At 59.1% G+C, this 22,688-nt stretch carries 21 protein-coding genes; 8 read left to right on the forward strand and 13 right to left on the reverse strand.

Annotated features, from left to right (window positions below; translation table 11 throughout):
- Window positions 1-6: 6 nt before the first annotated feature.
- From rlmH to PSH79_RS24150, 4 genes are all read right to left on the reverse strand, one after another.
- Window positions 7-474, reverse strand: a complete 468-nt coding sequence (rlmH, locus tag PSH79_RS24135; RefSeq protein ID WP_009051038.1) for a 23S rRNA (pseudouridine(1915)-N(3))-methyltransferase RlmH — start codon at window positions 472-474, stop codon at window positions 7-9.
- Between the two features lie 9 nt (window positions 475-483).
- Window positions 484-978, reverse strand: coding sequence for a ribosome silencing factor (rsfS, locus tag PSH79_RS24140; RefSeq protein ID WP_016986117.1), 495 nt, complete (start codon window positions 976-978; stop codon window positions 484-486).
- Window positions 979-1,050: 72 nt separating this feature from the next.
- Complete coding sequence (gene nadD / locus PSH79_RS24145) at window positions 1,051-1,773, reverse strand: nicotinate-nucleotide adenylyltransferase (RefSeq protein ID WP_370872579.1); 723 nt, start codon at window positions 1,771-1,773, stop codon at window positions 1,051-1,053.
- Complete coding sequence (locus tag PSH79_RS24150) at window positions 1,742-3,013, reverse strand: glutamate-5-semialdehyde dehydrogenase (protein ID WP_305439977.1); 1,272 nt, start codon at window positions 3,011-3,013, stop codon at window positions 1,742-1,744. Before PSH79_RS24150 ends, nadD begins: the two co-directional genes overlap by 32 nt.
- 178 nt (window positions 3,014-3,191) lie before the next feature.
- On the opposite strand from PSH79_RS24150, the gene PSH79_RS24155 reads away from it, so the two are divergent.
- The 5 genes from PSH79_RS24155 (at window position 3,192) to PSH79_RS24175 (ending at window position 12,121) form a co-directional block, all read left to right on the forward strand.
- Window positions 3,192-3,887 carry a DNA-3-methyladenine glycosylase gene (locus PSH79_RS24155; RefSeq protein ID WP_305439979.1) on the forward strand — a complete coding sequence of 232 codons (696 nt, stop codon included), beginning with the start codon at window positions 3,192-3,194 and terminating at the stop codon, window positions 3,885-3,887.
- Between the two features lie 114 nt (window positions 3,888-4,001).
- On the forward strand, window positions 4,002-5,318 hold the full coding sequence (locus PSH79_RS24160) for a bifunctional DedA family/phosphatase PAP2 family protein (protein ID WP_305439980.1): 1,317 nt from the start codon (window positions 4,002-4,004) through the stop codon (window positions 5,316-5,318).
- Between the two features lie 328 nt (window positions 5,319-5,646).
- Window positions 5,647-7,695, forward strand: coding sequence for a hypothetical protein (locus tag PSH79_RS24165; protein WP_305439981.1), 2,049 nt, complete (start codon window positions 5,647-5,649; stop codon window positions 7,693-7,695).
- Between the two features lie 119 nt (window positions 7,696-7,814).
- A complete protein-coding gene (locus PSH79_RS24170) occupies window positions 7,815-11,303 on the forward strand; it encodes a calcium-binding protein (RefSeq protein WP_305439982.1) in 3,489 nt (1,162 codons plus the stop codon).
- A gap of 113 nt (window positions 11,304-11,416) precedes the next feature.
- Window positions 11,417-12,121, forward strand: a complete 705-nt coding sequence (locus PSH79_RS24175) for a hypothetical protein (RefSeq protein ID WP_305439983.1) — start codon at window positions 11,417-11,419, stop codon at window positions 12,119-12,121.
- 64 nt (window positions 12,122-12,185) lie between these two features.
- Here PSH79_RS24175 and PSH79_RS24180 read toward each other — a convergent pair whose 3' ends face one another.
- The 5 genes from PSH79_RS24180 to PSH79_RS24200 all read right to left on the reverse strand — a co-directional run bounded on the left by PSH79_RS24180 (window position 12,186) and on the right by PSH79_RS24200 (window position 14,866).
- The gene (locus PSH79_RS24180; protein WP_305439984.1) at window positions 12,186-12,764 is read right to left on the reverse strand and encodes a hypothetical protein; all 579 of its coding nucleotides are present in this window, start codon (window positions 12,762-12,764) and stop codon (window positions 12,186-12,188) included.
- Window positions 12,765-12,844: 80 nt separating this feature from the next.
- On the reverse strand, window positions 12,845-13,072 hold the full coding sequence (locus PSH79_RS24185; protein WP_305439985.1) for a hypothetical protein: 228 nt from the start codon (window positions 13,070-13,072) through the stop codon (window positions 12,845-12,847).
- A gap of 114 nt (window positions 13,073-13,186) precedes the next feature.
- Entirely contained in the window at window positions 13,187-13,777 is a 591-nt protein-coding gene (locus PSH79_RS24190) for an LON peptidase substrate-binding domain-containing protein (protein WP_305439986.1), read from the reverse strand.
- A gap of 10 nt (window positions 13,778-13,787) precedes the next feature.
- A complete protein-coding gene (locus PSH79_RS24195; RefSeq protein WP_305439987.1) occupies window positions 13,788-14,504 on the reverse strand; it encodes an LrgB family protein in 717 nt (238 codons plus the stop codon).
- Window positions 14,504-14,866, reverse strand: a complete 363-nt coding sequence (locus PSH79_RS24200) for a CidA/LrgA family protein (protein WP_305439988.1) — start codon at window positions 14,864-14,866, stop codon at window positions 14,504-14,506. Before PSH79_RS24200 ends, PSH79_RS24195 begins: the two co-directional genes overlap by 1 nt.
- A 193-nt stretch (window positions 14,867-15,059) precedes the next feature.
- Between PSH79_RS24200 and PSH79_RS24205 the strand changes: the two genes are divergently transcribed.
- The 3 genes from PSH79_RS24205 to PSH79_RS24215 all read left to right on the forward strand — a co-directional run bounded on the left by PSH79_RS24205 (window position 15,060) and on the right by PSH79_RS24215 (window position 18,014).
- Window positions 15,060-15,515 (forward strand): MaoC family dehydratase, encoded by a 456-nt coding sequence (locus PSH79_RS24205; protein ID WP_007909575.1) that lies wholly within the window; start codon window positions 15,060-15,062, stop codon window positions 15,513-15,515.
- 102 nt (window positions 15,516-15,617) lie between these two features.
- Entirely contained in the window at window positions 15,618-17,345 is a 1,728-nt protein-coding gene (locus PSH79_RS24210; protein WP_305439989.1) for a C13 family peptidase, read from the forward strand.
- A gap of 27 nt (window positions 17,346-17,372) precedes the next feature.
- Complete coding sequence (locus tag PSH79_RS24215) at window positions 17,373-18,014, forward strand: oxidoreductase (RefSeq protein WP_123535214.1); 642 nt, start codon at window positions 17,373-17,375, stop codon at window positions 18,012-18,014.
- Window positions 18,015-18,093: 79 nt separating this feature from the next.
- Here PSH79_RS24215 and PSH79_RS24220 read toward each other — a convergent pair whose 3' ends face one another.
- The 4 genes from PSH79_RS24220 to PSH79_RS24235 all read right to left on the reverse strand — a co-directional run bounded on the left by PSH79_RS24220 (window position 18,094) and on the right by PSH79_RS24235 (window position 22,455).
- A complete protein-coding gene (locus PSH79_RS24220) occupies window positions 18,094-18,378 on the reverse strand; it encodes a YceK/YidQ family lipoprotein (RefSeq protein ID WP_305439990.1) in 285 nt (94 codons plus the stop codon).
- Window positions 18,371-19,018, reverse strand: a complete 648-nt coding sequence (ubiX, locus tag PSH79_RS24225) for a flavin prenyltransferase UbiX (RefSeq protein ID WP_187678807.1) — start codon at window positions 19,016-19,018, stop codon at window positions 18,371-18,373. Before ubiX ends, PSH79_RS24220 begins: the two co-directional genes overlap by 8 nt.
- Complete coding sequence (gene mpl, locus PSH79_RS24230) at window positions 19,015-20,364, reverse strand: UDP-N-acetylmuramate:L-alanyl-gamma-D-glutamyl-meso-diaminopimelate ligase (protein ID WP_016773007.1); 1,350 nt, start codon at window positions 20,362-20,364, stop codon at window positions 19,015-19,017. The genes ubiX and mpl overlap by 4 nt, the downstream gene beginning before the upstream one ends.
- Before the next feature lie 174 nt (window positions 20,365-20,538).
- A complete protein-coding gene (locus PSH79_RS24235; protein ID WP_305439991.1) occupies window positions 20,539-22,455 on the reverse strand; it encodes a sigma-54-dependent Fis family transcriptional regulator in 1,917 nt (638 codons plus the stop codon).
- Window positions 22,456-22,688 lie beyond the last annotated feature (233 nt).

Consider the following 22,688-nt stretch of genomic DNA (forward strand, 5'->3'; position numbering starts at 1 on the left):
GCAGGCTTACTTGTGGTAAGGGTGACCGGACAGCACGGTCCAGGCACGGTACAACTGTTCGCCGATCAGGATCCGCACCAGCGGGTGCGGCAGCGTCAGCGGCGACAACGACCAGCGCTGATCAGCGCGGGCACAGACTTCCGGCGCCAGCCCTTCCGGGCCACCGACCATGAAGTTGACCGTGCGCGAATCCAGCCGCCAACGGTCAAGTTCGACCGCCAGTTGCTCGGTGCTCCAGGGTTTGCCGTGGACTTCCAGCGTGACAATCCGCTCGTTCTGCCCGACCTTGGCCAGCATGGCTTCGCCTTCCTGGCGGATGAAACGGGCCACGTCGGCATTTTTGCCACGGGTATTGAGCGGTATTTCCACCAGTTCCAGCGCCAGCTCGGACGGAAGACGCTTGGCATATTCATGCCAGCCTTCTTCCACCCACTTGGGCATGCGTGAACCGACGGCGATCAGTCGCAGTCGCACAGCAATCCCTTACAGCTGGTCTTTGTTGAGCTTGGTGAAATGCTCGTGGGTGTTTTCCGGGCTGTGGTGCTTGGCGTCGGCCGCACGGCTTTGCTCGGCACCGGCCCACAGGCGTTCCAGGTCGTAGAACTGACGTGCCGAGGCGGTCATCATGTGCACGATCACCAGGTCGAGGTCGAGCAGCACCCAGTCGCTGTCGCCCTTGCCTTCTTCGCCCAGCGGCTTGGCGCCCTGCTTTTTGACTTCTTCGCGAACCTTGTCCAGCATCGCGTTGATCTGGCGATTGGAGGTACCGGTGGCGATGATCATGTAGTCGGTGATGCTTTGCTTGTCGCGAACATCGATGATCTGGATGTCTTGCGCCTTGACGTCTTCCAGGGCGGCCACGGCCAGCTTGACCAGTTCGTCACCTTTCAGCGGCTCGTTGGTGTTGACCGGCTCTGGCAGCGGGGCGCTCTTGAATGTGCCTTTGCGCTTTACTTTGGTTTGGTCTTTGTCAGTCATATAAAACTCGTTTTGCTCATATATTCGGCGGCTTGGCGACACGTGGATTCGTATCAGTGAAGCACGCCTTGTTCAGTTCGACGCACGGTACAGACCGTGCGCATCGATGTAGGCCAGGACCGCGTCGGGCACCAGGAAACGTACCGACTTACCGCTGGCCAGCAGTTGACGGATCTGGGTGGCGGAGACCGCGAGCGGTGTCTGCCAGACGAATGCAATCTGTCCGCTCGGCCCTTTCAGGGCCAGCGGGTCGCTCACCGAACGCGCTGCCAGCAGGTTGCGCAAGGCATCCGGCGGTTCGCTGTCGGCGTCCGGGCGCTGTAGCACCAGGATGTGGCAATGCTGGAGCAACTCTTCCCAGCGGTGCCAAGTGGGCAGGCCGCAAAATGCGTCCCAGCCCAAAAGCAGAAAAACCTGGGTCTCGGCGGCCATTTCAGCACGCATCAACTCCAGGGTATCAATGGTGTAAGACGGTTTGTCCCGCTGCAATTCGCGGGCGTCTACCACCAGCGGCGGCACTCCGACCACCGCGCACTCGACCATCGCCAACCGATCCTGCGCCGACACCTGCGGCGTATCACGGTGCGGCGGCCGCGCGCTCGGCGTCAGTCGCAGCTCATCGAGCGATAACGCTTCGGCAACTTCAACCCCGCCACGCAAATGGCCGATGTGCACCGGGTCGAACGTGCCGCCCAGGATGCCAATGCGCCGGGGCCGGGACTCGCTGCCGGTTTGCGGCGCTGTCAGGTCGAGGTCGGTCAAGTCAGACCGTCGCCTGGCCGCGCAACTGGCCATCACCGAGCACGATGTACTTCTCGCAGGTCAGTCCTTCGAGGCCCACCGGGCCACGGGCGTGCAGCTTATCAGTAGAAATGCCGATCTCGGCACCCAATCCGTATTCAAATCCATCGGCGAAGCAGGTCGGGGTGTTGATCATCACCGACGCCGAGTCGACTTCGGCCACGAAACGACGAGTGTCGGCGAGGTTTTCGCTGACGATCGAGTCGGTATGGTGCGAGCCGTAATGGTTGATGTGCTCGATCGCCTGGTCCAGACCATCGACCACACGGATCGACAAGATCGGCGCCAGATACTCGGTGTTCCAGTCGTCTTCGCTGGCCACCACTGCCTCGATGATCGCCCGGGTACGCTCGCAACCACGTAGTTCGACGCCTTTTTCGCGGAACTGGGCGGCCATCGACGGCAGGAAATCCTTCGCTACAGCGTGATCGACCAGCAAGGTCTCCATCGCGCCGCAGATGCCATAACGGTAAGTCTTGGCGTTGAAGGCGATGCGCTGGGCTTTCGCCAGGTCGGCATGTTCGCTGACGTAAACGTGGCAGATGCCATCCAGATGCTTGATCACCGGCACCCGGGCATCGCGACTGATACGTTCGATCAGGCCACGGCCACCGCGCGGCACGATCACGTCGACGTACTCAGGCATGGTGATCATCGCGCCGACGGCAGCGCGGTCAGTGGTTTCAACCACTTGCACCACAGCGGCAGGTAACTCAGCCTCGGCCAGGCCGCGTTGAATGCACGCAGCAATGGCACGGTTGGAATGAATCGCCTCGGAACCACCGCGCAGAATGGTTGCATTGCCAGACTTCAGGCACAGACTGGCGGCATCGATAGTCACGTTAGGCCGGGATTCGTAGATGATCCCGATCACGCCCAGCGGCACGCGCATTTTGCCGACCTGTATGCCCGACGGGCGGAAGCTCATGTCACGGATCGCGCCGACCGGGTCCGGCAGCGCTGCGACCTGACGCAAACCGACGATCATGCCGTCAATGCGCGCGGGGGTCAGTTCCAGACGTTCCAGCAGTGCGGGCTCCAGACCATTGGCGCGGCCGGCGGCCAGATCCTGTTCGTTGGCTGCAGCAAGCTCGGCGCGAGCGGCATCCAGTGCATTGGCAGCAGCCTGCAAGGCGCGGTTTTTCTGCGCGGTGCTGGCACGGCCAATGACCCGGGAGGCTTCGCGGGCGGCGCGACCCAATCGGGTCATGTAGTCAAGAACGGACTCAGTCATGGTCTGCTGGGGTCTTGGCAAAGAGGAAAGCGGCAGATTATAGCTGTCGCGTCCCGGGACTAACAGCGGTGACGGGCGGATGGTCGAAATGGACGACAAATTGCCGACGTTCAGCCGGGATTAAGCCTCGAATTGTTATCATCTCGACCTCATTCAGCCTGGATAAACCTTGCCTGCCATGTCCAACCTCACCGTTCGCACCCGTGACGAGCGCCTGCCACTGGGACTTCCGGACGCTTTTTTCGACCGTGACGCCCAAGTGCTCGCGCAGGATCTGCTCGGCAAAGTCATCCGCCACCGGGTCGGTGATGTGTGGCTCAGCGCCCGGATCATCGAAACCGAAGCCTATTACTGTGCGGAAAAAGGCAGCCACGCGTCCCTTGGCTACACAGAAAAGCGTAAGGCTTTGTTTCTGGATGGCGGCCACATCTATATGTATTACGCCCGTGGCGGCGATTCGCTGAACTTCAGCGCGCAAGGGCCGGGTAATGCGGTATTGATCAAATCGGCCTACCCGTGGGTCGATGAGATCAGCGGGCCGGACAGTCTGGCGCAAATGCTGCTGAACAATCCTGATGCACAAGGTCGCCTGCGCCCGTCGCAGAAGCTCTGTGCCGGTCAGACCTTGCTCTGCAAGGCGCTGGGACTGAAAGTGCCGGTGTGGGACGCCAAGCGCTTCGATCATGAGCTTTTGCTGGTGGAAGATGCCGGGGCTGCGCCCTCGCACATCATTCAAACCACGCGCCTGGGCATTCCCCATGGCCGTGACGAACACCTGATGTACCGCTTCGTTGACGCCGCTTATGCGCAATGGTGTACGCGGAACCCGCTGCGCCGGGGTCAGGTCGAAGGCCAGGATTATTTTCTGCTGTAAAAACTACCCCTGTGCAGGAGCTGCAGCAGTCGGCGATCTTTGTTTTTCAAGATCAAAAGGTCGCAACCTTCGGCAGCTCTTACAGGGGGCAATCAATGAAATGGAGTTGTCTGTATGGGCCCATGGCTCGATAGCGTGACCGGGTGGCTGGCGGCCAACCCTCAGTGGTTAGCCGTGGCGGTGTTCATTGTTGCCCTTGTCGAATGCCTGGCGATTGCCGGCCTGATTGTCCCCGGCACAGTGCTGCTGTTTGCCGTGGCGGTGCTGGCCGGCAGCGGCGCGCTGTCGTTGAGCGAAACCCTGTTGCTGGGTTTTCTCGGCGGCATCCTCGGTGATTTGATCTCGTACTTCCTCGGTCGCCATTTCCACCAGAACATCCGAAGACTGCCGGGCCTGCGCCATCACCCGGAATGGATGGCCGGCGCCGAGAGCTATTTCCAGCGTTACGGTATCGCCAGTCTGTTGGTCGGGCGCTTTATCGGCCCGTTGCGACCGATGCTGCCGATGGTTGCCGGGATGTGCGACATGCCGTTCCCGCGCTTCGTTGCCGTCAGCCTGTTGGCCGCCGCTGGCTGGAGTCTGGCCTACCTGCTACCGGGCTGGGCTACCGGCGCGGCATTCCGCCTGCCTTTACCGGAAGGCTTCTGGCTTGAGGCAGGGATCGTCGCCGGCTGCATCGCGGTGATGGTCGGCCTCAGCGTGAACAGCAGCCTGCGCCGCCATCGCCGCGCGACGATCTGGATCAGCAGCATGAGCCTGTTGATTCTGCTTGGCCTGTTCATCGGTTATCCGTACCTGACGGCCCTCGACCAAGGCGTGATGACGCTGGTGCAGGAACATCGGCAGCCGGTGCTGGATGAAATCGCGGTCACGCTGACGCTGATCGGCGAATTCCGCAACATGCTGCTGTTCAGCATCCTGCTGACCGCTCTGCTGCTGCTGTGCCGGCAGTGGCGTCAGGCGATTTTTGCGGGCAGCACCCTCCTCGTCACCGCGCTCGCCAACACCGGGACCAAACTGTTTTTCGCCCGGGTACGCCCGGAGGTGCTGACCGACCCGATCACCAGTTTCAGCATGCCCAGCGGCCATGCCTCGGGTTCGTTTGCACTGTTCCTGACCCTCGCCGTCCTCGCCGGACGCGGGCAACCGCCGCGCATGCGCCTGACCTGGCTGTTGATCGGCTGCATTCCAGCCTTTGCGATTGCGCTTTCACGCGTCTATCTGGGCGCACACTGGCCGACGGACATTCTCGCCGGCGCCATGCTGGCCATTTGCGTATGTGCGGCGAGCCTCTGGCTGAACCAGCGTCAGACGCCACTCAATGCCATGCCCTTCAAGGTCTGGTGGCTGATTCTGCCGGCGCTGGTGTTGCTGTTCAGCTTCTTCGTCTTTCGTCACCTGCCGCACACACTGTTGCGTTACGCCTACTAAATACCTCCCCCTGCCCCCTCCGCCACTCTTTGAGGATTATTCCGACAAGAGTGGCGCGCCTGCCCTACGCCTGATTAATACCGCACGGTAAATATTCTTAGTTCAAAAACTCCAAAGACCTACTTTTAAATCAAACTTAAAATCAAAGTTACATATTTAACTGAAATACCAGAAAGACCTGTCTTTCACACCCTGAAAAATCAATTACATTAAACCCGCCCCATCACAAAAGTTAAATACAACTGCAACAACTGATTTACCAAAAAAAACACTATCGGCAAACCACCACAAACTTAAACATATTCTCCTCCTCTACTCTGAGTAATCCATGAGCCCCAAGATACCGCGCAAAGCGCCCGTTTCGACAATTCAAACAACAGAGCTCAACATCCCTCTAACCCGACAACCCGACTTCATCGCCAGACGCCTGCCCGAGTCTGTTGACGCCCCTTTTTCCATCCATTCGGATCAACAAACCGTGATCCGGCCGGACAACGAACACAATCCGTCACCTGCGGTGCGAGTCACCGAGATACCAACACGCGGTTCCGCCGTCCGCTCACATGAAAGGTCGATAGATGAATTGTGGCTGCCCGATAACTTCCTGCGGGGTATGCAAGCCGCCGACGCAGAAGGCTGGCGCTATATCGTCGGGCGAAAATTCGTCGATATCGAACATGAAGGTGTGCTGCGGACCGCGCATGCCGACTTTGACGACGAACTCAAAGCCCATCGTATGAAGTCGCTGCAGGATCGCTATCCACTTGGCCCGGTCATCTACAAAAACAACGGACGGCCGACCTGGCGCCTGACCGTTCAGGAAAGCGAAATACCTGCCATCCGCCCGGAACCAAAAGACACAGGCAGCGACGCACTCAAACGCCCCCATCAACCTGCCAGCGAACAGCCGAATCAACCCGCCCCCCCCAAAAAACCTCGCCCGGCCGAGGAGCCGACGTTCATCGACCCAAACCGCTACAAAGAGTCGCACCGCTCTCCGGACTCGCAGGGTTATTACGAGCTTGAGCCGAGGCTGGGAATCAGTGAAACGCAGACACGGTTTGCTTTCAGAGATAAATACGGAAGATGGATTCAGGTCGATCCGCCGCCCGCAGGATTCGGCTTGCCACCCACGCACTTGAAGCACTGGACCGATCAGGAGATCTGGGAGGCTTACGCGATTCAAGGCCAGGACATCGAACGTTTCCGCGTGCAAGCCCAAGCCACCGGCAAACCGCCCCTTTGGGTCGAGCCGCGGGAAACGGGCGATCCAGTCGTTGTATTGGTACGCGACTCCCTGCGCTGGCTGCATCCCGCCATGACAACGAAAGAACGCCAGACACTCTTGCAGTCTTACAACCTGTTGCCGAGTCAATTGACCCGTTTACAGCAGGATCTGAAGACCGCGCTGGCGATGCCCGAATGGGCAACGGCGCACAAACGCCTGATGGAAGATACCGCCAACCCGCATCGGCTCGACGCGTTCAGCCAGCAGGCGATCCAGGAGCTGAATCTGAAACGTGAAGCCCGGCACGACTGGTACTACCCCGAAAGCAGCATGACCGATGAACTGCGCGAAGCCCTCCTGGCCAAAATGGGTTACTTGCGCAACGCACAGAACTGCCTTTACCGAACCGACGTTCCGGCTCTGTTCAGAGGCGATGACCGCACCCCCTTCGAATTGGCCAATGACGACGCCATGCTTCCCCGCTATGCGCACGAACCCGGTGCCACCACACACAAGCCGATGAGCGCCACATTCAGCCTTCAAGAAGGGCAAAAGTACGCTAGCGCACCCGACCCCGAGTACTTGCGATTCAACAGCCAGACCAACAAATACCCCGGCAGGGCCGGGGACGATACGCCCCCGAACAGCGATGCCAGTGAACATAGCGACAGCAGCTCATCCTCCGATTGGTCGGACGCCGGGAGTCCCGTCGCGCTCGATCGAGAACGCAACTACGAACGGACACGAGAGCGCCAGACGCACATGTTTCTGTATGTGCTCGACACCCGCCAACTGGAAGTGGTCCCGCATGAAGAAAACCATCTGTTCAACTCGTCCGCCCGGTCAAACCAGGGCACCTGGTTTCCCACCGACGACTATGAAGGCCTGATTTCTGTCACTAGAAGGGGCCTGGACGCAGACCGCATCTGGTTACTGAATTCGACACTGACAAAAGCTGCACTCGTTCATGACATTCGCGAACAGGCCGGCAGAAACGCATCGCGTATTGAATCGACGACTCACGCGGGGCATTCCAACCAGGATGAATACGATCGTTTGATCAATGCCGTGGATGTGGCGGGCAAACCCATCCTTAAACTTTCCGGCAATAAAAACGAATTCGGGTATGACATCACGTGGCCCGAATAAACGCGCTTCAGGACTTTCGCTCGGACTCACTTTTCATGTTTTAACCGCAACAACGCATCAACCTGCAGACCGGTACGGAAACCGGGGCGACATGACGCTTATCATTGAGGGATCAAATCGTGGCAAAACTTATCGAACCGGCAATTGAAACGCCCGCAATCAACACGATTCAAGTAACGCAAATCAGCACTTCGGCCAATACTCACGCCCCTCACCCCGGCAAGCTCGAGACATCCTCCTCGACATCGAACGCCGAGCCTGCGGTTGACGCCTCAAAGCACACGCTCAAATCCCTCGACAAACATTTCGGGCCTTTGCGCATCGGCGAAGTCTGGGTCAGTCGAGTAGAACTCGAAGCCCTGGGCGCCGCCGTTCATGGCCAGCCCATCAGCGCCTCCAGCGCTAACCTGAAGCGGCCGGATCAGGCTTTTCTGGACGCGCTCAACTTCGACTCGGCAAAAGTCGACGCCCGCCTGAAGCATGCGGACATCTCCGCCAGCGGGGTCGTGGCCACGCTCTTCTATGAAATTGCCTGCAAGCGTTCGATTGACGCTTCACCGCTGTTCGTCAACGCCAGACCGTTACCCCCCGGCAGCGGGATGGAGCGTCTCAACCAATTGAGCAATGCGGCGCAAAAGCTCGACATTCACCGGGTCGCCTCCTTTGAAAACGTACCGGGATGGGTCAGCAAAACCAAAAGTTATGTATTGAGCGGCGCAGGTGTCGGGCTGCAAGCCTTCGGTATCTACAGCGGCTACATGGGGGTGATGGATGCGATAAAGAAAGGCGACTCACTGGAGGCGGTGTACCAAGGGGGATCCATCGCTGCCGAAGTCGGCTCGCTGATTATCGAACGCGGCCTGACCAAGACGGGCGAAGCCATGCTCAGAAACGGCTCGCAGGCATTTGGTCGATTTCAGCTGACATCGGCAGGCAAACGCCTCAGTCGCGGCGCAGGCCTTTTTGCCAGTGCGATTACCCTGCCGTTCGACATCACTGATGCCGTCAAATCTTTCAATGCGGCCGCCGTGACCAGCGGCAAGGAGGCGCAGGATCACTATGTCAGCGGCGCTCTGAGCGTGGCGGGCGCCGGCATCAGCCTGGCGCTGGGCGTGGCGGCGCTGGCCGGCTTCGGTAGCGTCGCCGGCCCGCTGGGGCTTGCCGCAGCGACCATACTCATCCTCGGATCAATGATCTACCAGGCCGCCCGGGTCGTGGACGACATTGACGATTACATCGAACTGAGCGCGCACGAGCGCTTACGCTCAGGCTGGTTCGCCTTCACCGGGCAGGAACTGGACAAAGAAGTGCTCGATCGTTTCAAAATCTCCAAAGCCTTCAGCGAGCATAACAAACAGCTGGAAGTCTCCGCCAAAACCTTGCTGGAGGGCGCGTACAAGAACTTCGTCGAATATGTGGTCAACGGCAGTTTCAGCGTTGAACTCAAGCCCATGAAAATCTGGCGGCATGAGTGGAACGAGCATGCCGGGGAGCAGGCCTTCAAGATGGACAGCGACCCCGTCATCGTTGGCGGTGACGACATCATCGACGCACGCAATGGCATACCGGCGAACCTCAAGGGCAGCGTCAAAGGCACGCCCGGTGATGACAAAGGGGTGCTTTGGCGACTCGATGACGGTACTGACCGAGTCATCGGAGTCAGCGACAAGTCCAATCTCTTCAGTTATCGGGAGGGTGTGAAGACCCTGACGGGCGGCAACAAGGCTGATGAGTTTTACTTTGAGACCACCGAAAAAATACTCAACCGGGTGAGCGCCTCTGCGCTCACCAGCACGCTTGATGGCGGTGAGGGTTTCGACACGCTTGCCTTTGAAGGTCGCCGCCCCGTCACGGATACCCGCCACGTCGGTTATGACGTCAATCTGCACACTGGAAAGGTCGCTCTGCGCAGCCATAATTGTGCGACAGACGCAGTCGACGTCGCACAAATCCAGTCCATCGAGAACATCTCGACCTTGCGCAACGGTGTCAATCGCATCACCGGCAACGACAAGGCCAATCGAATTTCAGCCAATGGCAATGACCACATCGATGCCGGCGCCGGTGATGACACCATTGTCCTTCGCGGTGCCGATTGCCGTGTCGACGGAGGCTCTGGCCAGGATCGCTATTACATCGCCGACACCTCAGCCGTGGCGCTGATCATCGAAGACGGTGAACAATCGAGTGTGATCGAGTTCGGCTGGCCCATCGCAAGGATTCAGCGCTGGCAGATCGTCGACACCTCGCTGATCGTCACCTCATTACGTGGCAAGGATGGTGAAGACCCTGATCATGTCCTGACCATTGCAAACGTCTACCAGTGGGTCGAGGGTCAGCGTCAGCTGAAAAATAGCCAACTGCTGTTCAAAACCCAGGACGGCTATGAGCTGGTACTTCCCCTGCCTCCGCAGATGAGCGCACCGCTGGCACAGGACGTTGAGGTCGTGATCAGCGCAATCGGTAAACCCGATACCAGCCCCGAGATCATTAATGGCGGCACCGTTGCACTCACGCAGGAGGGATCGAATCAGCACTTCGTGGCACGCACCCAGCGCAGGGTCGAATTGGTGGCCCGACACGATCTTGCGGAAACCTCCAGGGTCATCTTCCTTGAGTTCAATGACCTTGAAATTGCCGACGTCATCGTCACTTACCGCGTTGAAAAACGCGACGGTGTGTCGGGCAACACTCACTTGTTCTACAGCAACATCGACATCTCGCTGCTGCTTCCATCGAAAGTCGTGGTGTTCAAGGGTATCGTTCAGGCCTCGACTCAAGCCAATGGCTACAGTGGCAGAAACAGTCTCAAGGTCACGATTCCGCGCCTGGTACAAGACATTGTCCTGGTGACGCAGGACGGCATCTCGTATCGGCTTCAACTGCCCGACATTCCCTATTTGTCAGACGCCGATGAACCCGGCAACAAAATCCGCAAGGCGGGCAGTTGCCTGAAGCCTCGCGACGGCAACTACCTCTTTTCCAGACCGAACGTCGCGCGCACCATTGCGCTTTCCGCAAAACCCAACCGTGTTGATATACAGGCAACATCCCACAGCGGCATCTATGTTCTGAGAGGTGAAAGCTCGATCTACGACATTCACCTGGCCAGTAACACGATCATTCGTCTGACCACCCCGGACGCCACCGCAAAAATCGCCGATGCCTCGATCTGGAACCTGTACACCAGCGCGATGACAGAAGCGATCACCCGCGACGATATCCAACTGCAGAGCGACCGCCTGTGGGTGGGCAGTGCCTTGATCGAACTGCCGAGCATGGACGATAACGTACCGGTCGAATCCATCAGTGTGGTGACCCGCTCCGGCAATATCTATGAAGTCGCACTGCTGTTTGAAGTGCTGCAACTTTACCTGATCAACGCGCAAAGCTATTCCAGCGTCGAAGCCCTGCTGGCGGACATTCGTCTGCACCGGCAGCGCAATGAGCTGGCCGTCAGGGTCGTTGTCCAGAACATTGGCGTGAGACCGAAAAAGGACGGCGCGGTGTATTACCACTCGACAAACGACTACTGGGGAATCGACAAAGATCCAGCCTGCCGGATCAAACCCGAAGACCTGGTTATCGCATCGGACAGTACTCCCTGATCCTGACTGAACCTGATTAACGCCTCGCCCGATGTGACGCTCATCGTCACATCGGGCACTTCTCAATCGGCCGAAGGATCGGCTCAAGGGAACTGGCTCGGGACAAACGCCTGGTGAAACTGCGGGGCAACCCCTCCGACTCCACAACCAAACGAGCTTTGAGCGCGACATTTGGCCTGGCCAACGGCTTGACCTACATGGGATTTGATTACTACTCCAACCCTCGGCATTACAACAGCCAGGCCAACCGCTATCCAGGGCATGTCAGTGACAGCGATTCGTCTAGCGGACATCGACACAGCACGGATGGGGAATCTGATACATCGTTTGAAATGGACAACTCGCGTGACTATCCATTGCTGCGGCGCGAACAGAAACTTGGCTTCCTTTATGCCATCGACACCCGCGGCATCGAGGTGGTCCCTCGAGCAGAAAACATTTACCTGAACAACATGGATTTTGACGGGAATGCACTGGAAGGCCGGATCTCAATGCCTACCCGGGGTCTCAGCGCCGAGCGCATCTGGCGGGTGCACTCGGACTTGAGTCGGGCAGCCCGGGTTGAAGACATCCTTCTGCAAGCCGGTGATAACGCAGAGGCGATCGAGCAAGCAACGTGGGCAGGTAACGACGAAGTCATAGGCACTCACCTCGAAGTATTTCCCGACAACGAATTCCGCTTACAAGAGTTGTTTCGCTATGACCAACTGATAGATGAAATCGCCGCGTCAGGTGGTGTGGTGCTGGATCTGCCGAAAGGCAGCAGCACATTCTCCGATGATGTCACTTGGCCGGTGCCCGAGCATTACAGGCCCTGACCAAAAACAACCCCTTCAAGCCTTGAATCACGCCATTCATTTAATGAATGAATGGCGTATCACTTCAAGCACCGACGGGAAGTTTATCAATCACCTTTATCACAAATACCGCAGGCTTATTATTGTAAGCCACGTGCCCTGTGACATTAGGATCTACGCTCTTGAAAAAACTCACTTGGCCCGCCGTACTGCTATACAAGGATTTTTTATTTGAGTCAGCCACCAGATGAATATAAGCAGGCCCTGCTTCAAGATCATCGAGGGAGGTTTTCTCCCCCACCACCTTGCTGATGGAGAACACCTCACTGCGCTCGCTGTGACTGACCCGTAAATTATAGGTGTCACTTTCAATGACCCAGCGTGCGCCATCGAAAACACCGCGCAGTGCGATGTTGATCGAATAACTATCGCCTTGCGGGGTAAATTTCAGCAGCAGCGGTTTATCATCCTCGTGGCCGGCCAGCGTGATAAAACTGGCTTCGTGACTATTGGCCAGAGCCACTTCGGCATCCAGTTGTTCACGCTTGGTAATTCTGGGTTCACGCAATAACTGCTTCAAGCGCTGCTGATTGAGCACCAACGGCAAACCATTCAAGTACAAATTCGCTGTAAAAGCATTGTTATTATTCTTACGCAAAGACATAAAAAACACCTACTTATAAATGTCACGCTACCGGCAACCCCAAGGCAGCGGGCAACTATTCGAAAAAGACAATAAATTAATCAGACCGCTGGAGCGTCCAGCGCTGCCAACTTCATTGCAACCCGAGGTATTTCACTGGCAGGAATTTTTGCTGCTTTGCGCTTACGGCGTTCAATGACCATCTTGTCGGCATAGACTGCCGCGGCTTCAATAATGTGATTGACGTTATGGTCGCTGCCGGCATGTTTGAAAATGTACTTACCAGCAATATCGTCCCAGAAAGCCCATTCATCTTCATATACAGTCATGATTTATTCCTTATCATTATTCAAGTCACCCGCATCCTGCGGGCAACTTGAAGTTATGCCAAGGAAACAATCAAAACAATACTGGCAAGTCCAGGGAGTTGATTCAAAGTGAAACTAGGCGAACAGTTCACCCTGCAATTCATCGAGCAATGCCTGAATCGCATCCAGACGTTGCTGAGGATCATCCAGTTGCAGAAGGTCGATTTTGTCTTCCTCTGCAAAAGGAAGCAGATAGGCCAACTGATTGGCCAGCGATTGCTGTCCGGCCGCGTCGGTGCCCATGTTCAGCGCCTCGACCATCGGGTGCTCAGCCAACGCCTTGAGCAGCGCCACCAGGTCGGCATCTTCGTCCTGCAACGGCTGCTCGGGCTCGTCATCCAGCCACTCGACGTCGGCGATGATCAACTGGTCGCGCTGCACCTCGGTGCGCAACACATTGAAGCGCCGACCGCCCTGCACGCGAATACCAAGCAACCCGTTGTCCTGCTGCTGGAAATCGGTAATCCGTGCCTCACAGCCGACCAGTGCAAAACCTTCTGGCGCGACGCCGACTTCGTGGCCGTCGAGAATGCACACCACGCCAAAGCCGCCGCCCTGTTTCATGCAGCGACCGATCATGTCCAGGTAGCGCGCCTCGAAGATCTGCAAGTCGAGGTTGCAGCCGGGAAACAACACAGTGTTCAGCGGAAAAAGCGGCAGATTCATAGACATTTCCTTACACCACCATCGACACCGCCAACGGCAGGAACACCGCCGTGGCCACGCCCATCAGACTCATCGCCAGCGCCGCGAAGGCACCGCACTCATCACTTTCCTGCATCGCCACCGCCGTGCCAACCGCGTGGGCGGTCATGCCCAGTGCCATGCCGCGCGCCTCGGGACTGTGCACACCGAGACGGTTCAACAGCGTCGGGCCGAAGATCGCGCCGATCACCCCGGTGATCAGTACAAACACCGCCGCCAGCGCCGCGACGCCACCGATCTGTTCGGCCACCAGCATAGCGATCGGCGAGGTCACCGACTTTGGCGCCATGGTCATCAGAATCATGTGGTCGGCACCGAACCACCAGCCCAGCGCCACGCCCATGCCCGTGGCGACCACCCCGCCTATCACCAGCGTAGTAAAAATCGGCCAGAACAATTGGCGAATGCGCCGCAGATTGAGATACAGCGGCACGGCCAGTGCCACAGTCGCCGGCCCCAGCAGGATGCTGAGGATCTCGGTGCTCTTGCGATACTCGGCGTACGTCAGCCCGCAACCGACCAGCACACCGATCACCAACAGCATGGAGACCAGCACCGGTTGCAGAAAGATCCAGCGGGTTTTCTCGAACGCCGCCAGCACCAGTTGATAAGCACCGAGGGTGATGCCGATGCCGAACAGCGGATGGTGAATCACCGACGCCCAGGCGCCGTGCCAATCGAAGAGCATCAGGATTCCTCCGACGGGGGCGCGTGACGCTTGACCATACGCTGCATCAGCACGCCGGCGAAGGCCATCGACAGAATCAGCGACACCACGAGGGCGCCGACAATCGCCCAGAAATCGGCGGCGATGGCCGTGGCATAAACCATCACGCCCACCGCAGGTGGCACCAGCAGCAACGGCAGATAACGCAGCAGGCTACTGGCCGCCAGGTTCAACGGCTCGCCGACTTCACCGCGAATGATCAGGAATACCAGCAACAGCAGCAGACCGATGATCGGCCCCGGCAGCACTGGCAACAACAAATGATTGAGTGCCGTGCCGAGCAATTGAAACAGCACCAGCATGGTCAGGCCACGTAGCAACATCCGACATCTCCGTCTTACTTTTCACCCTGCAAGTCGTCGGCATTATAAGCACGCCTGCGCTATGGATCGGCATTCGCCAAAAGCATGGTCGGTTGACCGGAGCAAATCGCCATGATGATCTACAGTGGTTCGCAGGGCGGTCAAATCCCCCACCTGAAAAACTATAAAACCGATGAACCCAAGGAGAGTCTCAATGCCCTATGTTCCAGTTGCAGAGCTCAAAGATTATGTCGGCAAGGAACTCGGACGTTCCGAATGGCTCACCATCGATCAGGAACGCATCAACCTGTTCGCCGAAGCCACCGGTGATTATCAGTTCATTCACGTCGACCCGGTCAAAGCCGCGCAAACGCCATTTGGCAGCACCATCGCTCACGGTTTCCTGTCGTTGTCGCTGATCCCCAAATTGATGGAAGACATCCTGATCCTGCCGCAAGGCGTGAAGATGGTGGTCAACTACGGCCTCGACAGCGTGCGTTTCATTCAACCGGTGAAGGTCAATTCCAAAGTTCGCCTGAAGGTCGATCTGGGCGAAGTGACCGAGAAAAAACCTGGCCAGTGGCTGCTCAAGGCGACCGCGACACTGGAGATAGAAGGCTCGGACAAACCGGCCTACATCGCCGAGCCACTGTCGCTCTGTTTCGTCTGATCGCTGCGGATGCGAAGCAGCGCACGCTGTTTCGCGTCACGTCTCTATATACGCGACGCATAGCTGCGGCATACTCGGTCGCCTAATTGCCCGGATCCCGCTATGCGCTCACTTGCGACTCTTGCTCCCCTTGCCTTGACCCTGATGCTCACCGCTTGCGGTGACGGCGAATCGCTGTTGCCTCCCGATGCGCGCCTGCCCGACGGCGGACGCTATCGTGGCGAGTTGGTCGATGGCTTGTTGCAGGGACAGGGGCGCGTCGACTACCCCAACGGCAGTTGGTACGCCGGGCAGTTCGACAAAGGTCAGTGGCATGGTCAGGGCGAATGGCATGGCAGCAATGGCGAAGTCTATCGCGGCCAGTTCCAGCAAGGGCTGTTCGACGGTCAGGGCAGCCTGACGACCAATGCCAGCAGTTACACCGGCAGCTTCAAGCAGGGCCGACGCGATGGCGAAGGCACCCTGAAAGAAAACGCCATGACTTACCGTGGCGAATTCAAGGCTGATCAGTACTCCGGGCTCGGCCGTCTGGAAATGGATGACGGCAGCTCCTATCAGGGCCAGTTCGCCCACGGCAAACCGAATGGCGAAGGCCAGCGCGGCGACGCCAGCGGCAACTCGTTCACCGGCCATTTCGTCAACGGTCAACTGGAAGGCAACGGCACCTTCAACAGCGCCGATGGCGACATCTATGTCGGCGGCTTCAAGAACAATCAGTTGCACGGCAAGGGCCGCTATGAAAACGCCGACGGCGATGTCTGGCTCGGCCAGTTCAAGGAAGGCGCACTGACCGGCAAGGGCGAATTGATCGGCGCCGATGGCAGCCACTACGTCGGTTCGTTCAGCGACTGGCGCTTCAGCGGTCAGGGCCGTTTGAACTTGTCCGATGGCAGCTTCTATGTCGGCGGATTCGACAGCGACAGTTATTCGGGACGCGGCACGCTGGTGCTGACCGATGGCACAGTGATGAGCGGCACCTGGATCAACGGCCAGCGCGTGCGTGATGCCGACGGCAAGTTGCTACCCGACACCCTCGAACTCGGCTTGCTCGCTCAGGGCCGCCTGCTCGACGACGCACTGGCCGCGATCCCGGCTTCGACCCCGGCCGTTGAGCTGTACACCCTGACCCTCGGCGGCGATGGCAAGCAGAGCGTGTTCCTGCGCGAATCGGACTACGTCGCCAACATGCTCAACACGCGCTTCGGCGCTTATGGCCAGATCCGTCTGGTCAACCATCGCGACCACCTCGGCGACCGGCCGATGGCCACCCGCGAGAACCTGCGCCGCGCCGCGCAGACCCTGGCCGAACGCAGTGGCCCGGAAGACTTGCTGTTCATCTACCTGACCAGCCACGGCACCGCCGAGCACGAACTGGTACTCGACCAGCCACGCATGGAGCTGGCCGATCTGCCCGCCGACGAACTCGCCGCCGTGCTGGCACCGCTGAAAAACCGCGACAAGATCATTGTGATTTCGTCGTGCTACTCCGGCGGTTTCATCCCCGCTCTCAAAGACGAGCGCACGCTGATCATGACCGCCTCGCGTGCCGACCGGGTGTCCTTCGGCTGCTCGGAAGAGGCTAACTTCACCTACTTCGGCGACGCACTGTTCGCCCAGGCGCTGAACCAGACCGACGATCTCGAACAAGCTTTCAAACTGGCCAAGGCCACCGTTGCCGAGCGTGAACTGGCGGATAATTTCGAAGCTTCGGAGCCGCAGATCTGGGCGCCGAAAACCGTGCTGTCGCACTGGCAACTGCTACGTAAACAGCAAGCGAGAAAAGCTTTGCAAAGTGCTGCGTTGAACGACGGAGCGATAAAGAGCAACTAAGCTGAACAGTATCAAGGGAGAGACACTATGTACTTGACGCCTCAGCACGTATTGCTTGCCGGAGCCACCGGTTTGACCGGTGAACATCTACTCGACCGTTTGCTCAACGAGCCAACGATTACCCGCGTGCTTGCCCCCTCCCGTCGACCATTGGCCGAACATCCGCATCTGGAAAACCCGGTCGGCGACCCACAGGCGTTTTTGCCGCAACTGAGCGGTCGCGTCGACATCGCCTATTGCTGCCTCGGCACGACGATCAAACAGGCCGGCTCCGAAGCTGCGTTTCGCGCGGTGGATCTGGACATGGTGGTGGCGTTCGCCAAACGTGCTCGGGAAATGGGCGCGCGGCATCTGATCGTGATCAGTGCAATCGGGGCCGATCCGAAGTCTTCGGTTTTTTACAACCGCGTCAAAGGGGAAATGGAACAGGCATTGCGCGCGCAGGACTGGCCGCAACTGACCATTTGCCGGCCGTCACTATTGCTCGGGGAACGTACCGAGCCACGTCTGGGCGAGCAGCTTGCCGCGCCGTTTTCAAAATTGATTCCCGGCAAATACCGCGGGATCGAGGCGTGCCAATTGGCGCGGGCGATGTGGCGTCTGGCGCTGGAAGAACAGGATGGGGTGCGGGTGATCGAGTCGGATGAACTGAGGAAACTCGGTAAATAAGATCAAAAGATCGCAGCCTTCGTCAGTTCCTGCAGGTGATCTCATGTAGGAGCTGCCGAAGGCTGCGATCTTTTGTTTTTTACAATCCGCCAGTTGCCTGAAAACTCACGCCGAGCACGGTGAGTAAAGACAGCGGCAACAGCAGCGTATCGAGCAACGCACTCGCCGGCAGGTCCACACCCGGATAGCTCGGCGCCTCTGCCCCAAACCGATCCATCGCGCAACACCCGCCATTCAACGCATACAAATCCAGCCGCGTTCCCGAATACACCACGGGTGCTCCCGGTTTGGCCGCATCGAGCGTGCGCGCCGTGGCGCACCCGCTCAGTTGCAGCGCCAGACAAACCACCAGCAGTTTATTCATCGCTGCTCAAATGATGCTCGCCCCAACGCGGCAGCATGTCCTGAGGAATCCCCAGCAGATTGAGAATCCGCGCGACAACGAAATCGATCAGGTCATCGATGGTCTGCGGCTGGTGATAGAAACCCGGCGAGGCTGGCAGGATGGTCACACCCATGTTCGACAGCTTGAGCATGTGCTCCAGATGAATGCTCGAATACGGCGCCTCGCGCGGCACCAGAATCAACTGGCGACGCTCTTTCAACGTCACGTCCGCCGCTCGTTCAATGAGGTTGTTGCAGGCACCGGTGGCAATCGCCGACAGCGTGCCGGTCGAGCACGGCACCACGACCATTGCCGCGGGTGCGCCGGAGCCGGAAGCCACCGGCGACATCCAGTCTTCCTTGCCGTACACGCGGATCTGCCCGGCGGCAGCTCCGGTGTATTCGGTGAGGAACGCCTGCATCATCTGCGGCTTGGGCGGCAGCGTGACATCGGTTTCGGTGGCCATCACCAGTTGCGCAGCCTTGGAGATCAGGAAGTGCACCTCGCGATCTTCCCGCACCAGACAATCGAGCAGGCGCAAACCGTACTGCGCGCCTGAGGCGCCGGTCATCGCCAGCGTGATGCGTTCGGGGCCATTGCTCTCCAAACGAGTGTTCATTGCAGCGCCTCGGCGAGTTTGCCGTGCAGGCCGCCGAAGCCGCCGTTGCTCATGATCACGACGTGAGTGCCGGGCTGAGCCTGGCTCTTCACGCGTTCGATGATGCCTTCCAGCGAATCGCTGACAATCGAAGGCACGGTGCACAGCGCAGCGGTGGCGCCCAGATCCCAGCCAAGGTTGGCCGGGGCGTACCAGATCACCTGATCGGCATCGACCACGCTGTCTGGCAAACCGTCGCGGTGCGCGCCGAGCTTCATCGAGTTGGAGCGCGGTTCGATGATCGCAATCAGCGGTGCGTCGCCGATGCGCTTGCGCAGGCCGTCGAGGGTGGTGGCAATCGCCGTCGGGTGGTGGGCGAAGTCGTCGTAAATGGTGATACCGCGAACCTCAGCGACTTTCTCCATGCGACGTTTGACGTTCTTGAACGCGCTTAACCCGGCGATGCCCATCGACGGCACGACACCGACGTGACGCGCGGCAGCCAGCGCGGCCAATGCGTTGGCGACGTTGTGCTGACCGGTCAGCTCCCACTCGACCGTGCCTTGGGACACGCCTTCGAACATCACCTCGAAGGCTGAGCCGTCTTCGCTGAGCAATTTGACCTGCCACTGACCGCCGGCCCCGGTGGTCTGCACCGGAGTCCAGCAGCCCATTTCGATCACTCGCTGCAACGCAGGCTCGGTGGTCGGGTGGATCACCAGGCCTTCGCTCGGAATCGTGCGTACCAAATGGTGGAATTGCCGCTCGATCGCCGGCAGATCAGGGAAGATGTCTGCGTGATCGAACTCAAGGTTGTTGAGGATCGCGGTGCGTGGGCGGTAGTGAACGAACTTCGAACGTTTGTCGAAGAATGCGCTGTCGTACTCGTCAGCCTCGATCACGAAGAACGGCGTGCCGCCCAGACGTGCCGACACCGAGAAATTCTGCGGCACGCCGCCGATGAGGAAACCCGGGCTCATGCCGGCGTGTTCCAGCACCCAGGCGAGCATGCTGCTGGTGGTGGTTTTGCCGTGGGTGCCGGCGACGGCCAGCACCCAGCGACCTTGCAGCACATGATCAGCCAGCCACTGCGGGCCGGAGACGTATGGCAGGCCTTTGTTCAGCACATATTCCACCGCCGGATTGCCGCGGGACATAGCGTTGCCGATCACCACCAGATCCGGCGCCGGATCGAGTTGGGCCGGATCGTAGCCTTGAGTCAGTTGAATGCCCTGGGCCTCAAGCTGCGTGCTCATCGGCGGATAGACGTTGGCGTCGGAGCCGGTCACGTGATGGCCCAGCTCTTTGGCCAGCACCGCCATCGAGCCCATGAAAGTCCCGCAGATACCCAGAATATGAATGTGCATAGTCGACCTCGTAAAACATGGCCGCAGGTTAGCGTAGGGACGGGGAAATCGCACTCTTTAGGTGATGGGGCGGGACGGGTTAGCCTTTGACTCTCGACAAGGCTGCAGATTGCGGCCCCTCACCCCAGCCCTCTCCCTCTGGGCGGTCCGGCGTTTCGGGAGGGTTAGGGCCTTCTAACTGACACACCGTTCAATCCCGTGTTTGCGCAGCTTTCTATAAAGGGTGTTACGGCTGACGCCGAGCTGCAGCGCCGTCTGCGTCATGTGCCACCGCGTTTGCTCCAGCGCCCCGAGCAACGCCGACCGCTCGGCGTCTTCAAGCGGATGATCGGATTCAGACGCTCTCAACTGAACTGCCGGCCGCACCTGCCGAATCATCGCCGGCAAATCCTCCAGCCCGATCCGCCCTTCATCACACAACGCCGCCAGCGTGCGCAGCACATTACGCAACTGCCGCACATTCCCCGGCCAGTTGAACGCCAGCAAGGCCTGACGCGCCGGCTCTTCAATCAGAATCGTTTCCCCGCTCGCCTCCTCGGCCAGCAGAAAATCCAGCAACTGCGCTTTATCACTGCGCTCGCGCAAAGCAGGCAACGCCACCTCCAGCCCGTTGAGTCGGTAATACAGATCCTCGCGGAAGCTGCCATCCGCAACCCGTTCCAGCAGATTGCGGTGGGTCGCGCTGATGATCCGCACGTTGACTGCTTCCGGTTCGCCACCAATCGGCACCACTTGCCGATCTTCCAGCACCCGCAGCAAACGCGTCTGCAAGGCCAGCGGCATGTCGCCAATTTCATCGAGGAACAACGTGCCGCCATCGGCCTGCTGCAACTTGCCACGCATGCCGTCCTTGCGTGCGCCGGTGAAGCTGCCGCCGCGATAGCCGAACAGCTCGCTCTCGATCAGGCTCTCAGGAATGGCCGCGCAATTCAGAGCGACGAAGGCTTTATCCGATCGCGGGCTGGCCTGATGCACCGCTTTGGCGAAGGCCTCTTTGCCGGAGCCGGTTTCGCCATTGATCAACAACGGCACATCACGCTCGAACACGCGCAGGGCTTTGCGAAAGTCCGCTTGCAATGTCGCGTCGCCGAGGCAGATACCCGACAACCGAGGAGCCTGGGCGACAACCGGCACCGGCACGATCGGCAGCGGCTTGCGCGATTCGCCACGCAACACGGCAAACAGATGCCGGCCATCGCGGGTGCGCAACGGCCAACTGGCGCTGGCATTGGCACTCGCACGGCCAAGCAATTCATCGAGCGAACAATCGAAAAAAGCCTCCACCGGTTTGCCCAGCAATCCACCCCGAATGTGCCCAAGCAAGTTCAGCGCACTCTGGTTGACCGCACTGATCCGCCCTTCCCCGTCGAACGCCAACAGCCCTTCGCTGAACAGCCCGACGGACTCGGCCTGCAAGTGGAAACGCAGCAGCCATTGGTTATCGAAGCAGCGCAGGAAGTAGCAACTCTCGATCATCTTCGCCGACAGATTGACCAGCGCCATGGTGTGAAACTGGCTCTGGCGCGAGACATCGTGGCGCGCCGAAGACACGTCGAGCACTGCCAGCAACTCGCCGTGCGGATCGAACACCGGACTCGCCGAGCAGGTCAGGCCGGTGTGGCGTCCGCGAAAGTGTTCGTCCTGGTGAATGGTCAGTGCCTGACGCTCGACCAGACATGTGCCGATGCCGTTGGTGCCTTCACAGGCTTCGCTCCAGTCGGCGCCGAGCCAGAGGCCGGCGCGCTCGAAAATCTTGCGCTCGGCCGGCGCGGTGACGCAATTGAGGATTACTCCACGCGCGTCAGTCAGCAGCACCGCATGGCCGGCGCCGGAAAGCTGTTGATGAAGGCTGCTCATTTCATTGCCGGCGATCTGCAACACCTGCTGCAGACGTTCGCGGCTTTCGAGGACGCGCCCGTGCTCAAGCACGGTGGGCGCCATGCTCAGCGCGGGGTCGAGGTGATAATCCTCAAGACAGCGCAGCCACGAGCGGGCAATCGACGGATCGGCTCCGGGCCCGTGCAGGTGCGGTTTGCCTTGAGTGGCGGTGAGAACCTGTTGGGCATGGCGACTCAAATGGTTGTCGTGCATTTCTTATTATTCTCCCCGAGATCAGTGCCGCCTCTTTTTGGCTGGCACATACCTTGTGGTGAGGGGATTTATCCCCGATCGGCTGCGCAGCAGTCGCAAATCCGGTGTACGCGGTGAATCTGAAAGCCACGGTGTTTTGATTGGGGCTGCTTCGCAACCCATCGGGGCGGTGCGACGTTTCGCTAAATCCCCTCGCCACAAAGGGTGCAACTGGACGATTTGCAGCCAGCATC

The sequence above is a fragment of the Pseudomonas sp. FP2196 genome, from assembly GCF_030687715.1.
Classification (GTDB): domain Bacteria; phylum Pseudomonadota; class Gammaproteobacteria; order Pseudomonadales; family Pseudomonadaceae; genus Aquipseudomonas.